The 14,035-nt window shown below is 62.0% G+C and carries 14 protein-coding genes; 4 read left to right on the top strand and 10 right to left on the bottom strand.

Going from position 1 to position 14,035, the window contains the following annotated elements; genetic code table 11:
• Positions 1-188: 188 nt before the first annotated feature.
• A complete protein-coding gene (locus ACZ9HU_RS17540) occupies positions 189-1,670 on the bottom strand; it encodes a PQQ-dependent sugar dehydrogenase (protein ID WP_476106862.1) in 1,482 nt (493 codons plus the stop codon).
• Positions 1,671-1,759: 89 nt separating this feature from the next.
• On the opposite strand from ACZ9HU_RS17540, the gene ACZ9HU_RS17535 reads away from it, so the two are divergent.
• Both ACZ9HU_RS17535 and ACZ9HU_RS17530 read left to right on the top strand, forming a co-directional pair.
• A complete protein-coding gene (locus ACZ9HU_RS17535) occupies positions 1,760-2,248 on the top strand; it encodes a GAF domain-containing protein (protein WP_476106860.1) in 489 nt (162 codons plus the stop codon).
• Positions 2,249-2,360: 112 nt separating this feature from the next.
• Positions 2,361-2,828 (top strand): hypothetical protein, encoded by a 468-nt coding sequence (locus ACZ9HU_RS17530; RefSeq protein WP_476106858.1) that lies wholly within the window; start codon positions 2,361-2,363, stop codon positions 2,826-2,828.
• Positions 2,829-2,866: 38 nt separating this feature from the next.
• Here the strand turns inward: ACZ9HU_RS17530 and ACZ9HU_RS17525 are convergent, their stop codons facing one another.
• From ACZ9HU_RS17525 to hemE, 9 genes are all read right to left on the bottom strand, one after another.
• Positions 2,867-3,835, bottom strand: coding sequence for a ParB/RepB/Spo0J family partition protein (locus tag ACZ9HU_RS17525; protein ID WP_476106857.1), 969 nt, complete (start codon positions 3,833-3,835; stop codon positions 2,867-2,869).
• Positions 3,832-4,611, bottom strand: coding sequence for a ParA family protein (locus tag ACZ9HU_RS17520; RefSeq protein ID WP_476106855.1), 780 nt, complete (start codon positions 4,609-4,611; stop codon positions 3,832-3,834). Before ACZ9HU_RS17520 ends, ACZ9HU_RS17525 begins: the two co-directional genes overlap by 4 nt.
• Positions 4,608-5,261 carry a 16S rRNA (guanine(527)-N(7))-methyltransferase RsmG gene (gene rsmG / locus ACZ9HU_RS17515; protein ID WP_476106853.1) on the bottom strand — a complete coding sequence of 218 codons (654 nt, stop codon included), beginning with the start codon at positions 5,259-5,261 and terminating at the stop codon, positions 4,608-4,610. The genes ACZ9HU_RS17520 and rsmG overlap by 4 nt, the downstream gene beginning before the upstream one ends.
• 1 nt (position 5,262) lies before the next feature.
• The gene (mnmG, locus tag ACZ9HU_RS17510; RefSeq protein WP_476106852.1) at positions 5,263-7,107 is read right to left on the bottom strand and encodes a tRNA uridine-5-carboxymethylaminomethyl(34) synthesis enzyme MnmG; all 1,845 of its coding nucleotides are present in this window, start codon (positions 7,105-7,107) and stop codon (positions 5,263-5,265) included.
• A 66-nt stretch (positions 7,108-7,173) separates the two neighbouring features.
• Positions 7,174-8,451 carry a tRNA uridine-5-carboxymethylaminomethyl(34) synthesis GTPase MnmE gene (gene mnmE / locus ACZ9HU_RS17505; RefSeq protein WP_476106850.1) on the bottom strand — a complete coding sequence of 426 codons (1,278 nt, stop codon included), beginning with the start codon at positions 8,449-8,451 and terminating at the stop codon, positions 7,174-7,176.
• Positions 8,452-8,463: 12 nt separating this feature from the next.
• Positions 8,464-8,709, bottom strand: a complete 246-nt coding sequence (locus ACZ9HU_RS17500; protein WP_476106848.1) for a DUF6489 family protein — start codon at positions 8,707-8,709, stop codon at positions 8,464-8,466.
• A gap of 304 nt (positions 8,710-9,013) precedes the next feature.
• On the bottom strand, positions 9,014-10,270 hold the full coding sequence (gene rho / locus ACZ9HU_RS17495; RefSeq protein ID WP_476106846.1) for a transcription termination factor Rho: 1,257 nt from the start codon (positions 10,268-10,270) through the stop codon (positions 9,014-9,016).
• 392 nt (positions 10,271-10,662) lie between these two features.
• Complete coding sequence (locus ACZ9HU_RS17490; RefSeq protein WP_476106905.1) at positions 10,663-11,106, bottom strand: CopD family protein; 444 nt, start codon at positions 11,104-11,106, stop codon at positions 10,663-10,665.
• Positions 11,107-11,207: 101 nt separating this feature from the next.
• Positions 11,208-12,233, bottom strand: coding sequence for a uroporphyrinogen decarboxylase (gene hemE, locus ACZ9HU_RS17485; RefSeq protein WP_476106844.1), 1,026 nt, complete (start codon positions 12,231-12,233; stop codon positions 11,208-11,210).
• A gap of 328 nt (positions 12,234-12,561) precedes the next feature.
• Between hemE and ACZ9HU_RS17480 the strand changes: the two genes are divergently transcribed.
• Both ACZ9HU_RS17480 and ACZ9HU_RS17475 read left to right on the top strand, forming a co-directional pair.
• The gene (locus ACZ9HU_RS17480) at positions 12,562-13,374 is read left to right on the top strand and encodes a pyruvate, water dikinase regulatory protein (RefSeq protein WP_476106842.1); all 813 of its coding nucleotides are present in this window, start codon (positions 12,562-12,564) and stop codon (positions 13,372-13,374) included.
• A 40-nt stretch (positions 13,375-13,414) separates the two neighbouring features.
• Positions 13,415-13,999, top strand: a complete 585-nt coding sequence (locus tag ACZ9HU_RS17475; protein WP_476106840.1) for a Maf family protein — start codon at positions 13,415-13,417, stop codon at positions 13,997-13,999.
• Positions 14,000-14,035: the final 36 nt, after the last annotated feature.

Raw genomic sequence — 14,035 nt, 5'->3', positions numbered from 1 at the left:
CGTTACTGTCTGCGTGGCGGCACAAATCGACGACGGTTCAAAACACGCAACGTCAAAATGATAAAGCCTGCGGCGCCTTTATACCAGCGCCGCAGGCTTTAATTTCATCAAACCGACTTCGCCAACCAAGCACCACCCCATATTGGGATTGCAAAGGGCCCGCCGGAGGCAAATTCACTTCCGAAAAATCAATTCTCCCGAACCTTCTGATCGTCCTTGAACTTCAAACGATACTGAATTTCCGGATCGCCGTTGAGGTTCTTTTGCGGCGGCAGATGATCGACCACCACCGGCTTGATCGCCGCCGCAGGCGCCGCGCCCGGTGCGATCACGCGCCAGATGATCCCGGCCGTATCGTCGGACACCAGCAACGCGCCATCCTGGGCAAAATTCAGCCAGGTCGGGCGGCCATGCGTATCGCCATCGGGCTTCAGGAACCCGGTCAGCACCTTTTCGGGCAGGCCCTGCGGATTGCCATTGGCGTCAAAGCGGACAAAGACCACGTCATAGCCGGCGGCGGGCTTGCGGTTCCACGAACCGTGGCGGGCGATAAAGGCACCATTGGCGTAATGGCTGCCCATCTTCTCCCCGCCCTTTACAAAGGCCAGCCCGATCGGCGCAACATGGGGCCCAAGCGCATATTCAGGCTTGCGCACGTAATCGATCAGGAATTCCGGCATCTGGAATTCGGGCGTGTTCTGATAGACGCGATTGTCCTCAACCTTGCCCCAATAGAACCAAGGCCAGCCATAATGGGTGCCCACCGGCACATTGGTCAGGTAATCGGGCACCAGATCAGGGCCAAGCTGATCGCGCTCGTTCACCACAGCCCACAGTTCCTCGGTCGAGGGGTTCCAGGCCATGCCATTGGCGTTGCGGATACCCATCGCATAACGGCGCGCATGGCCGCTGCTCAGGTCGATTTCATAGATCGCGGCGCGACCTTCCTCGGCCTTTGGCCCGCGTTCGCCGATGTTCGAGGCCGAACCGATGGCCACGAACAGGTTCTTGCCATCGGGGCTGAGCAACAGGTTGCGCATCCAGTGGTTGCCCGCCGGCGGCAGATCCATCAGCTTCTTGGGCGCGCCCGTCAGGCTGGTCGTGCCGGGCTGATAATCAAAGGCCAGCACCGCATCATGGTTGGCGATGTAAAGCTTGCCATTGGCAAAGGCCATGCCCGAGGGCGAGGACAGCCCTTCGCGCAGGACAAAACGCTGATCGGCCTTGCCCGTCCCCTTGCTGTCGCGCAGCAGGACGATGCGGTTCGGGCTGGGATCGCCCGCGCCGACAAAGCTCATGAAGATGTTCTGGAAAAATCCGGTGATGCCGCCCGGCCCATTATCCTTGGGCGCGCCGGTTTCGGCCACCAGAACATCGCCATTGGGCAATGTCAGGATATTGCGCGGATGCTGCAAACCTTCGGCAAAGCGGGTGACGGTCAACCCCTGCGCGGCCACCGGCGCTTCATTGGCGCCCCAACCCACCGATTTGGCCAGACCGACGGTCGGAATGGTTTCTGGTTCGGGATCGACCAGCTTGGGATGGCGCCCTTCCATCTGTTCGATCGGCAATTTGGAAACATTGCCATGCGTCAGATAGGCAAAGCCACCGCCGCCAACCAGAACGACGGCACCAAGGACGAGAAGCGATTTGCGCAAAGTAGGGCTCATGCGCGTTGAGATAGGAGTTTGACGGGCCGCCCACAAGAGCCGAATGGTGACCCTTGGCGGGCGCGGTTTGGCGTATTACATCGTCGCCCATGTTTGACTTTTCCGCCTCATCCGACGCGCCCAAGGGCGAAATCTATCGTGAATTGCGCGAAGCCGCGCTGGCTCTGACCACGGGCGAGAGCGACGGGGTGGCCAATATGGCCAATGTGGCGGCGCTGATCTGGCAATTCCTGCCCGAATTGAACTGGGCGGGGTTTTACCGCGCGCTGGGCGATGAGCTGGTGCTGGGGCCATTTATCGGCAAGCCTGCCTGCATCCGTATCCCTTTTGACCGGGGCGTGTGCGGGGCGGCGGCCTCGTCCGGGGAAACGCAACTGGTGCCCGACGTTCACGCTTTTCCCGGCCATATCGCCTGCGATGCGGCCAGCGCTTCGGAACTGGTCGTGCCGGTGATGGTCGATGGGCGCGTGGTGGCCGTGATTGACCTCGACAGCCCGGTCAAAGCGCGATTCGATGCCGAGGATGCGGCTGGGATTGAGGCTTTGGCCAAGGTCATTGGTGGGGCGATTATCGGTTAACCTTTTAAACGCATAGTTTTACTTCATTAACCTTTTGCTTTGTGGTGTGGTTGCTTTCTGGTATTAACCTTTATGAACAAGCCTGCTGCTTGCCTCATGAAGGTGTTGGCCCATGCCTGATGTTTCACCCTTTCGCGCGCTGTTGATCGCCGCCGGTTTCATCGCTGTTCCCGCTCTGGCGCAAACCTCGGCCATCCCTCTGCCGCCTCCGAGCGCGGGGGCCAGTTACAGCCAGAGCGTTGGTGCAGCGCCGGCGGTTTCCACCGCCTATGCCCCGCCGCCCGTCGCAGGGCCGCAACCGGGTGGATTGCAACGCGGCGAATGGCTGGCCGAATGCGAGCGGCGGTTGAACGCCACATCCGGCGCCGATGTCACGCTGTCGCCGGGCGCATGCCAAAGCTGGTGGGCCTATTACACGCAGGGCGGCGCGCCGCATCCCACCTATGGCTATGCCATTCCGATCAGCCTGACCGAAACGGTAACGCCCGATTGCCCGCCCCAAACCGTGATCGAAAAGCGCGTGATCCAACGCCGCGTGATCCGGCACAAAATCGTTCGCGACAAACGCATCGCGATCTGATCACACAAAAAAGGGGGCTTTGGCGGCCCCCTTTTCTTCTAGATCCCCTCGCCGGTCAGACGCTGGCAAATCAGGTCAAGCTGATCGAGCGTGCGATAGCGGATCGTCACCGCGCCCGAACGTGGATCAGCGTCCACGTTGATCTTGACCGACAGGCCGAGGAATTCCTCCAGATGCGCCTGCATCGCCTGAATGTCGGCGGATTCGGCGGATTTGAATTCGTTGCGCGCACGGCGTTGGGTCGGGGCTTCACGGCCCGAATGGCGGCGCACGACCTGTTCGACCTCGCGCACCGACAGGCCCTTTTCGACCGCCTGACGCGCCAGCCCTTCGGCATCCTCGACCCCGATCAACGCGCGCGCATGGCCCATCGACAGTTCACCCGCCTCGACCATCTGCGTCACCGGTTCCGGCAAAGCCAGAAGGCGCTGGATATTGGCGACATGGCTGCGGCTTTTATCGACCATCTTGGCGATCTCGGCCTGCGTCATGCTCTCGCCTTCGGCCAGTCGCTGATAGGCGCGCGCTTCTTCGATCGGGTTCAGGTCTTCGCGCTGAAGGTTTTCAATGAGCGCAATCGCCATCACCTCGCGCTGGGTCAGCTTGCGCACCAGAGCGGGTATTTCATGCACCTTGGCCCGCTGGGCCGCACGCCAACGACGTTCACCGGCGACAAGGCGATAGCGCCCCTCGCCCAGCGGCACGACGATCACCGGCTGCAACACGCCACGCGCCGCAATCGATGCGGCCAGTTCATCCAGCGCCGCATCGTCAAACACCCGGCGCGGCTGATCGGGATCAGGTTCGATGCTGGACACCAGCAAAGAGGCCAGACCGCTCTCCACCGAAACCGGCCCGCCACCGGTGCCACCGGCGGCCACCGGCTCTTCACGCCGCGTTTCGCCCAGCAACGCCTGAAGCCCCCGCCCCAGCGCGGCCTTGCGGCGCGGCGCGGTGCCTCCGACCAAGGCGGCCGAAAGCGGGTTCTGGGTGGTGTCGTCGGTCATGCGGCTTTCCTGTTTTCAGGCAAACGTGAAATCAATTCGCGGGCCAGCGCGAGATAGGCGCGGCTGCCGCTGCAATGCTGGTCATAGATCAGCGCGGGTAGACCGTGGCTGGGCGCTTCGGACAGGCGGACGTTGCGCGGGATTTCGGTGTCGAACACCAGCTTGCCCAGGCACGAGCGCACATCATCCGACACCTGATCGGTCAGGCGGTTGCGGCGGTCGAACATGGTCAGCGCAATGCCGACAATGCCAAGGTCGGCGTTGAAACGCTGCTGCACCCGCTCGACCGTTTGCAACAACTGGCTCAGCCCTTCAAGCGCGAAGAACTCGCACTGCAAAGGCACCAGCACCGTATCGGCCGCCGTCAGCGCATTGAGCGTCAACAGACCGAGCGATGGCGGACAGTCGATGAAGCAAATGTCATAGCGTTCCGCGCCACGTGAAAGCCCGTTGCGCAAACGATCCGTGCGGCCATCGACCGACACCAGTTCGACCTCTGCCCCCGACAGGTCCACCGTCGCGGCCAGCAAATGCAGCCCCGGAATGGTGGTTTCCATTGCGCATTCCTTCAACGTGGCCTCGCCCAGCAGAAGGTCATAGGTCGAATATTCGCGCGCCGATGCCGGAACGCCGACACCCGTGGAAGCGTTCCCCTGCGGATCGAGATCGATCAGCAGCGTGCGCCAGCCCGCCGCCGCAAAGGCCGTGGCCAGATTGATCGCGGATGTGGTTTTGCCCACGCCGCCTTTCTGATTGGCAATCGCAATGCGGATCACAGCTTCACTCCCTTGGGATTGAGATGGCCGACAATCAGCCCGGCTTCCTCATCGGTCAGCGATTGTTCCACGTGGAACCCTTCGCGCACCGATTTCTTGAGTGCCTCTAACTCTTGCCCTGCCGACCGCCCCTTGGGCAACAGCCAGAGCGTGTCCCTTGTGGAAAAGCGTGAAGAGATTTTCAGAAGCTTGTCCAGCGGTGCAAAGGCGCGGGCGGAAATCACCGCAACGATCCGCGTCTCCACCATCTCCAGCCTTTGCCCCAAAACCTTTGCCTTGGGCAGGGCCAGTTCCTCGATCACGCGGTTCAGCCATTCGACTCGCCGGGCGCGCGATTCGACCATCAGCACTTCATGCCCCGGCCGAATCGCTGCAATCACCAGCCCCGGAAAGCCCGCCCCGGTGCCCAGATCGAGCCATGGCCCCTTGGTCCCGTTCCATGTTTCACGTGGAACATAGGACAGCAATTGCGCGGAATCGACGATATGACGTTGCCACACCATGGGGATCGTCGCCGCCGCCACAAGGTTCTGCCGCTCGTTTTCCTCGGCCAACATGGCGACCAGCTTCTCAAGCCGCTCCATCGCTTCGGGCGTCATTTCCCATCGCGCGTTCAGCCATTCGCGGGCCTGTTCCTCATTCGCAATCATCTCAGGCCAGCTTCCTTGCATGCACCAACAACGCCGCCAGAGCCGCCGGAGTTACCCCCGCCACGCGCCCCGCCGCCGCCAGATTTTCCGGACGCGCCCGCGTCAGGCGCTCCACCATTTCACTCGATAGGCCGGCGATCTCTCCATAGGGAAAATCCTCGGCCAGACGCAGATGTTCGTTGGAACGCAGGTCGGAAAGTTCCCTCTCCTGCCGCGCCAGATAGGGGGCATAGAATGCATCCTCGGCCACTTCCTCGATCAAGGTCGCGTCCACGTCCAACGCCTCACCCAACCACGGGCGCAGCCGGTCGATGGACACACCATCAAAGCGCAACCACTCACGCAGCGACAGACGCCCCGCATCTGCCTTTGCCGTAATGCCCACGGTCGAAAGATCCTGCGCTGTCACGCCTTGCTCCAACGCCGTCTCCAGCGCCGCCTTGTCCTGCTGACGACGCTCAAACCACGCGGAACGTTCCGCCCCAAGGCACCCTGCCGCCGCCGCCAGAGGCGTCAGGCGCGAGGTGGCATTGTTGGCGCGCAAACGCAGGCGATACTCCGCCCGCGCCGTCAACATGCGATAGGGTTCGGAAACGCCGTGGAGCGTCAGGTCATCGACCATCACCGCCAGATAGGAATTGGCCCGGTCAATCGCTGGCGCTTCACACCCCAGCACCGATGCAGCCGCATTCATCCCCGCGATCAGCCCCTGCGCCGCCGCCTCTTCATAGCCGGTCGTGCCGTTGATCTGGCCTGCGCAATAGAGGCCGGGGATAGCCCGCAGTTCCAGCGAAGTCCGCAGCGCGCGCGGGTCGATATGATCATACTCGACCGCATAGCCGGGCACCACCATCTCGACCTGCTCCAGCCCTTCCATGTGGCGCAACATGGTCAATTGCACATCGGCGGGCAGGCTGGTCGAAATGCCGTTGGGATAGACCAGATGGGTCGACAGCCCTTCGGGTTCGAGGAAAATCTGATGCCCGTCGCGGTCGGCAAAGCGGTGGATCTTGTCCTCGATGCTGGGGCAATAGCGCGGCCCCCTCGCCCCGATCGCTCCGCTGAACAGGGGCGAGCGGTGGAGGTTGGCACGGATCGTTTCATGCACAGCCTCATTAGTACGCGTGATCGCACAGGCCAGTTGCGGATTCACCCGCCGCGTTTCCACCGCCGACATGCACCAGTGTTCAACGTCGCTCGGCTGTTCCTCCAGACGCACCCAATCGATGGTGCGCCCGTCCAAACGCGGCGGCGTGCCGGTTTTCAAACGCGCCATCGGCAGGTCGGCCTCACGCATTTGCTGTGCCAGACGATGGGCCGCCGCCTCGCCTATGCGCCCGCCGATCATACGCTCCTCACCCCGGAACAGCGTGCCGCCAAGGAAGGTGCCGGTGCAAAGCACCACCGCCGATGCCGTCAGGCAAACCCCATCGGCCAGCTCCACGCCAGTCACTCGGCCCGCATTCAGCACCAGTGCCGCAACCTCTCCGGCCACTTGGGTCAGGTCGCCCTGCTGGGGTAACATGCGTTGGATCGCGGCCTTGAACAGCTTGCGGTCGGCCTGAATGCGGGGGCCTTGGACCGCGCTACCCTTGCTGCGGTTCAGCATGCGATAGTGGATCGAGGCAGCGTCCGCCGCCCGTCCCATCAGTCCGTCAAAGGCGTCAACCTCGCGCACCAGATGGCCCTTGCCCAGACCGCCGATGGCCGGGTTGCAACTCATGGCGCCGATGGCGTTCAGGTCGAACGAGACGAGCGCCACGCGCGCGCCCATGCGGGCGGCAATGGCGGCGGCCTCTACGCCGGCATGGCCGCCGCCGACAACGATGATGTCAAAATGCTGCATTCCTCGCCCCTACCCTAAGCGGGCGGGCGGGTCAAAAGCTGCGACGTGTTCCACGTGAAACACGCATCATTTTCCGATGCAGAAACGTCCGAACAAGGCGTCCAGCATATCCTCCGTCCCCGCCCCACCCAACAAGCGGTCGAAGGCGGACCGTGCGGCGCGCAACTCTTCGGCGGTCAACAGCAGGTCCCCATCGGGGCGGATCGCACCCAATGCTGATGCTGCCTCTGACAGCAAGCCATGCTGACGGGTGTTCAAAGCAACCTGCCCCGGCTTGGGCATGGCCATGCGCGCCGTGTCGATCAAGTCTTGGCGCAGGGCATCGACACCCTGCCCCGTCTTGCCGGACAGACGGTGGCGAGGGTCGGTCTTGGCCATGCGAACGGCCGCATCGATACGGGATTCGATTTCCCACGCGCCCTCCGGCCCTTCACCCTCTGGCCCCAACCAGAGGACGAGATCGGCACGCGCCATGACTTCACGTGCGCGTTCGATGCCGATGCTTTCGACCACATCGGCGCCGTCATCGCGCAGGCCCGCCGTATCGAGAAACTGAAACGGCACCCCGCCCAGCGATACCGGACGCATCAGAATGTCGCGCGTGGTCCCTGCCAAAGGCGTGATGATCGCGGCATCATCCTCGACCAGCGCGTTAAACAAGGTGCTTTTGCCCGCGTTGGGCGGCCCGGCGATCACCACACGGAACCCCTCACGCAGAGCCTCGGCACGCGGGCGGGAAAGCCAATCGGAAAGTTCCACGTGAAACATCGTCAGCGCCGGAGCGAAGGAAGCGGGCAGCGCGCCAACATCATCCTCGTCCCCAAAATCCAGCACCGCCTCAACCTGCGCCGAAAGCATCAACACCCGTTCGCGCCAAGCCTTGACCACCGCAGACAGCGCCCCGCCCGCCATGGCGACAGCGGCCTGCCGCTGCATTTCGGTTTCGGCGGAAAGCAAATCGCCCAGCCCTTCGGCCTCGGCCAGATCCATGCGGCCATTCAAAAATGCGCGGCGCGTAAACTCGCCCGCCTCGGCCCGACGCAGTCCGGGCAATCCCGATAACGCATGTTCCAAAGCGGCGATCACCGCCCGCCCGCCGTGGCAATGGATCTCGGCCAGATCCTCACCCGTCGCGGTGCGTGTGCCGGGGAACCACAGGACCAGAGCGCGGTCCAGTTCCGCCCCCGCGCCGTCGCGCAAGACCATCACACTGGCGCGGCGTTCCATCGGCAAACGGCCACCCAGCGCCACCAGCGCTTCGCCGGCCTGCGGGCCACTGATCCGGATCACCGCGATCGCGGCCGGAGGCATCCCGCTTGAGCAGGCAAAAATTGTGTCAGGCATTTTCCGGTGATCTTACTTCTTGCCGCCCGTCGCCATGCTTGCGCCGGCTTCCATGATGTTCTGAAACATCTTCATGCCAAGCTGGCCCATCGGGGCGAACTGCTTGGTGAACTCCTGAATCTGGTCGAGCGAGCCTGCGCCCTGCATCGCCTTCATCACCGCATCGACATAGGCATCATTCGCCCGCGTCACATCAGGCAGACCCAGAAAGCGACGCGCTTCCTCGGGCGTGCATTCCACCTCGAAATTCATCTTCATCGCCAGGGCCTCCTTGGGCGCAAACCATAGTGGATAAAGACACAATGGGGGGGGGAAGTCTATATATTAGACAAATGAGAAAATGCGAGGGTCATAACCCTCGCGCTCCCGTTACTGTCTGCGTTGCGCCATGGGTTCAACCACAGCGCAAAATACGCAGCGTCTGAAATGATAAAGCCTGCGGCGCGATTAGATAGCGCCGCAGGCTCTAAAAATCCAATCCACAAACGTTCGCCCCCAAGCGCCACCCCATAACGGGATTGCCAAGGGACAAGTCCCTTGGCCCGCCGGAGGCAAACTTCGCTTACTGGTTCATAGTGGCGAAGAAGTCCTCGTTGGTCTTGGAGTCTTTCATCTTGTCGAGCAGGAATTCCATCGCGTCGACCGTGCCCATCTGCATAAGGATGCGGCGCAGGACCCACATCTTCGACAGGTTGCCCTTTTCGACCAGGAGTTCTTCCTTGCGGGTGCCCGACTTGCCCACGTCCAGCGCGGGGAAGATGCGCTTGTCGGCAACCTTGCGGTCGAGGACGATTTCGCTGTTACCCGTGCCCTTGAATTCTTCAAAGATCACTTCGTCCATGCGGCTGCCGGTGTCGATCAGCGCGGTGGCGATGATGGAGAGCGAACCGCCTTCCTCGATGTTGCGCGCGGCACCGAAGAAGCGCTTGGGGCGTTGCAGCGCGTTGGCGTCCACACCGCCGGTCAGCACCTTGCCCGAAGACGGCACGACCGTGTTGTAGGCGCGGCCAAGGCGCGTGATCGAGTCGAGCAGGATGACCACGTCGCGCTTGTGTTCGACAAGGCGCTTGGCCTTTTCGATGACCATTTCGGCCACCTGCACGTGGCGCTGCGCCGGTTCGTCAAAGGTTGAGGAGATGACCTCGCCCTTCACGCTGCGCTGCATGTCGGTGACTTCTTCGGGGCGTTCGTCGACCAGCAGCACCAGCAGGAACACTTCCGGGTGGTTGTCGGTGATCGCCTTGGCGATGTTTTGCAGCAGCACGGTCTTACCCGTGCGCGGCGGCGCGACGATCAGCGCGCGCTGGCCCTTGCCCTGCGGGCTGATCAGGTCGATCACGCGGGCCGACTTGTCCTTGACCGTGGGGTCGAGCGTGTCGAGACGCAGGCGCTCATTCGGATAGAGCGGGGTCAGGTTGTCAAAGTTGACGCGATGGCGCACCGCTTCGGGATTGTCGAAATTGACGCTGACCAGCTTGGTGATCGCGAAATAGCGCTCGCCATCCTTGGGTGCGCGGATCTCGCCTTCGACCGTGTCGCCGGTGCGCAGGCCCCACTTGCGAACCTGATTGGGCGAAACATAAATGTCGTCCGGCCCGGCCAGATAATTGGCCTCCGGGTTGCGCAAAAAGCCGAAACCGTCGGGCAGCACTTCGATCGTGCCCTGCCCGATGATTTCTTCGCCATCCTCGGCCACTTCCTTCAGGATCGCATACATCAGATCCTGGCGACGAAGCGTGCTGGCGCTTTCCACGCCATATTCCTCGGCCATCTCGACCAACTCGGCCGAAGTCTTTTTCTTTAATTCTTTCAAATGCATATCAAGGTGTTCCTATGAGGTTCGGCCGGCGGGTCTGTGGGGCATGGAGAATGCAAGACCATGAAAATGCCGCGTCTGTTGTATCGCGCGGCGGTGCCGGTTGCGGGGGGAGATAGGGGATTGGAGGGCGGAAATCAAGGAAAGAGAGAGAATGCGAGGGTCTAGACCCTCGCGCTCCCGTTGCTGTCTGCGTTGCGCCAGAGGTTCAGCCAAGGCGCACAATACGCAGCGTTAGAAATAATAAAGCCTGCGGCGCCGAATGGTTGCGCCGCAGGCTTTATAAAAGCCAATCCCAAAACCTGCGAACCAAGACGCAACCCCATTATCGGGATTGCAAAGGGCCCCCGCCCTTTGCCCGCCGGAGGCAACTTAAAACCCCAAACCTCAAACAATCAAAACGGCTTCAACACCACCATCACCACGATCACCGCCGCCGCCAGCCCCGGCACTTCGTTCAGCATCCGCAGCTTCTTGCCCGACAGCTTCCGCTCCCCCCGCGCCAGAGCCTTGGAATAGCCCACCAGCCACATGTGATAGGCCGAAAGCCCCAGCACCGCCGCCAGCTTCATATGAAACCACCCCTGCGAAAAGGCCCCGATCGTGTGCGCCAAGAGCAGCCCCAGCACCCAGACGACGATGATCGCGGGCGTCAGGATGATCTTGCGCAGCTTGGCCTCGCGGTCGATCCAACGCGCTTCCTCGGCCGATCCGGGGTCGCTTTCCTGATGATAGACGAAATAGCGCGGCAGCATGAACAGGCCCGCCATCCAGAAGATCACAAAGATGATATGGCCCGCCTTGAGCCAGAGATAGGTCATCGAAAGCACCCATTCCATCGCTGCACCATGGTTTAGCATGGTGGGAAAAGTGGTATCCGGTTTTGCGCTGTCAACGCCGCGACATCAAAAAACCGGAAGAACCGTGCCCCATGCGCGCTTTACCGCTTCCACCCGCGCACGACGTTGAGCAATTGCTCGACATGTTCGATGGGCGTGGTCTGTCCGATGCCATGGCCCAGGTTGAACACATGCGGCCGGTCGGCAAAGGCTTCGAGCACGCCGATGGCCCGCGCCTCCAGCTCTGGCCCGCCCGCCAGCAGCAGCAGCGGATCAAGATTGCCCTGCACCGGCATATTCGCGGGCAATTCGCGCGCGGCCCAGATCGGGTCGATGGTTTCATCCACACCCACCGCATCGACCCCGGTTTCCCGCGCATAGGCCGCCAGCTTCTCGCCAGAGCCTTTGGGAAAGCCGATGATGGGAACGGTGGGGTGCAACGCCTTGATCGCCCGGACGATGGCCGCATTGGGCGCGATCACCCATTTCTCGAATTCACGCGGGGCCAGCGATCCGGCCCAGCTATCGAACAACTGGATCGCCTCGGCCCCGGCCTTGATCTGACCGTCGAGATATTCGACCGTCACATCGACGATCCCATCAATGATCGCCTGAAATGCTGCCGGATCGCGATAGGCATAGGCGCGCGTCTCGTGCTGATCCCGGCTGCCTTCGCCATTCACCATGTAGGTCGCGATGGTCCATGGACTGCCCGCAAAGCCCAGCATGGTGGTCTGTGGGCTGATCTGGGCCACGACCTGACGAACCGTCTCATAGATCGGCGCAAGGCGCTCAGGCACCGCCACAAGCGATTTGAGCGCATGATCGACAAGGCGCGGCGAAAGATGCGGCCCTTCGCCCACCAGGAACTGGAGATCCTGTCCCATGGCATAGGGCACGATCAGAATGTCGGAAAACAGGATCGCCCCGTCAAAGCCGAAACGGCGCAAGGGCTGCACCGTGATCTCGGCCGCTGCCGCGCTGTCATAGACCAGCGCGAGGAAGCCGCCCTTTTCCGCCCGCAACGCACGATATTCCGGAAGGTATCGTCCGGCCTGACGCATGAGCCAGATCGGGCGTTGATCACCATTGGAACCACGCAGCGTATCGAGGAGCAAACCGGGCATCGAGAGAGTCCAATCCAAAAAAATAGATTCTTATTAAAGGGATTCAGTAGGTAGTTGGCCTGTGGATAGCGGGCATACCGGTTCCTTGCCCGATTTATCCCGAAATGAACAGGGGCGCAGCCTCTGCGAATCCCCAAGAGTCAGGGTCAAGGATTCCTTTTCCCCCTTATCCCCAGCCTGTGGGTAACCCTATGCACATGTCCACAAGTCGCGCAAAGGAGTCCGGTTATAGGGGATCAAACCTATCCCCGAGATTGTCACCAGACTTCTCTCGTGGTTTATGGTCAGGCTTATCCACAGCACCCGGCACTATCAGGCACTTATCCCTATGACGCGGCTCCACCTCCATTTGCTCTCGGACTCCACTGGCGAAACGCTGGAGATGATCGCCAAGGCGGCCCTTTCGCAATTCGACGATACCGATGTGGTGCGCCACTTTTGGCCCATGGTGCGCTCGCAAGCGCATCTGGATCGTATCATCGGCGATATTGCTGCCAACCCCGGCCTGGTCGTTTATACGATGGTCAGCCAGGATATCCGCAAGGCGTTGGAGGATCGCTGTCGAACCTTGGGCCTGCCTGCGGTGCCTGCGCTTGATGCCGTGATTGACTCGCTCGAGGCCGCGCTGGGACAGGAAGCCAAGGGGCGACCGGGCCGTCAGCATACGCTGGACGCGGCCTATTTCGCCCGCGTCGAGGCGATCCAGTTCACCATCGCCCATGACGACGGCGTCGCGTGGGAGGATTGGGAAGAAGCCGATATCGTTCTGGCGGGCGTATCGCGCACATCGAAAACGCCGACATCCATCTATCTGGCCAATCGCGGATATAAGGTCGCCAATATCCCCATCGTGGTGGAAAGCCCGCCGCCCGGCCTGCTCTATGATCTGAAGCGTCCGCTGGTGGTGGGGCTGACCACCGCGCCCGAGCGCTTGATTCAGGTGCGGCGCAACCGCCTGCTGACGCTCAACCAATCGCCCGACACTGCCTATGTCGACAATGACCGCGTCGGGGCCGAGTTGCAGTTTGCCCGCCGCATGTTTGCCGATAATGGCTGGCCGGTGATCGACGTCACCCGCCGCTCGATCGAGGAAACCGCCGCCGCGATCATCAATCTGATCAAAGAGCGGCCTGAGAGATAATAACGCGAGATAATAACGCGAGATAGACGGAACGCTCGACATGAATTTCCCCGATCTTGTTCTTGCCAGCCAGAGCGCCTCGCGCCGGGCGATGCTGGATGCCGCCGGTGTCGCGCATGAGGCGATCCCCGCGCGCATCGACGAACGCGCGCTGGAGGCCGGCCTTGAAGGCGCAGCGCCCGAAGATGTCGCGCTGGCTCTGGCCAAGGCCAAGGCGCTGGCGATCTGTCCGCAGGCGCCGGGGCGTCTGGTGCTGGGCAGCGACTCTCTGGTTGTGGTCAATGGTCGCCGTTTCGACAAACCGGCAAGCCGCGAAGATGCCGCCGCCCATCTGCGCTTCTTTTCAGGGCAAGTGATGGAATTGCATTCGGCCGCCGCCCTTGCCCGCGACGGCGCGGTGGTGTGGAGCCATGCCGAATGCGCGCGACTTGTGGTTCGCCCGCTCGACGAAGCCTTCATTTCCGCCTATCTGGACGCCGAATGGCCGGAAGTGGCGGGCTGTGTCGGGGTATTTCGCATCGAGGCGCTGGGCGTCCAATTGTTCGAAACCATCGAGGGCAGCCATTTCACGGTGCTGGGGATGCCGCTTCTGGCGGTGCTGGGGGCTTTGAGGGGCGTGAAGTGACATATCCGGTTTGGCCTATCGCGGCGGGAGAAACGC

Source organism: Novosphingobium sp. Sphag1I (assembly GCF_056279125.1).
The sequence above is the reverse complement of the archived record's forward strand: the minus strand, read 5'-3'. Positions and strand labels throughout refer to the sequence as shown.

Coding starts and splice junctions, on each gene's coding strand:
- ACZ9HU_RS17540 (WP_476106862.1), bottom strand. CDS start 1,670: ATGAGCCCTACTTTGCGCAAATCGCTTCTCGTCCTTGGTGCCGTCGTT.
- ACZ9HU_RS17535 (WP_476106860.1), top strand. CDS start 1,760: ATGTTTGACTTTTCCGCCTCATCCGACGCGCCCAAGGGCGAAATCTAT.
- ACZ9HU_RS17530 (WP_476106858.1), top strand. CDS start 2,361: ATGCCTGATGTTTCACCCTTTCGCGCGCTGTTGATCGCCGCCGGTTTC.
- ACZ9HU_RS17525 (WP_476106857.1), bottom strand. CDS start 3,835: ATGACCGACGACACCACCCAGAACCCGCTTTCGGCCGCCTTGGTCGGA.
- rsmG (WP_476106853.1), bottom strand. CDS start 5,261: ATGATTGCGAATGAGGAACAGGCCCGCGAATGGCTGAACGCGCGATGG.
- mnmG (WP_476106852.1), bottom strand. CDS start 7,107: ATGCAGCATTTTGACATCATCGTTGTCGGCGGCGGCCATGCCGGCGTA.
- mnmE (WP_476106850.1), bottom strand. CDS start 8,451: ATGCCTGACACAATTTTTGCCTGCTCAAGCGGGATGCCTCCGGCCGCG.
- ACZ9HU_RS17500 (WP_476106848.1), bottom strand. CDS start 8,709: ATGAAGATGAATTTCGAGGTGGAATGCACGCCCGAGGAAGCGCGTCGC.
- rho (WP_476106846.1), bottom strand. CDS start 10,270: ATGCATTTGAAAGAATTAAAGAAAAAGACTTCGGCCGAGTTGGTCGAG.
- ACZ9HU_RS17490 (WP_476106905.1), bottom strand. CDS start 11,106: ATGGAATGGGTGCTTTCGATGACCTATCTCTGGCTCAAGGCGGGCCAT.
- hemE (WP_476106844.1), bottom strand. CDS start 12,233: ATGCCCGGTTTGCTCCTCGATACGCTGCGTGGTTCCAATGGTGATCAA.
- ACZ9HU_RS17480 (WP_476106842.1), top strand. CDS start 12,562: ATGACGCGGCTCCACCTCCATTTGCTCTCGGACTCCACTGGCGAAACG.
- ACZ9HU_RS17475 (WP_476106840.1), top strand. CDS start 13,415: ATGAATTTCCCCGATCTTGTTCTTGCCAGCCAGAGCGCCTCGCGCCGG.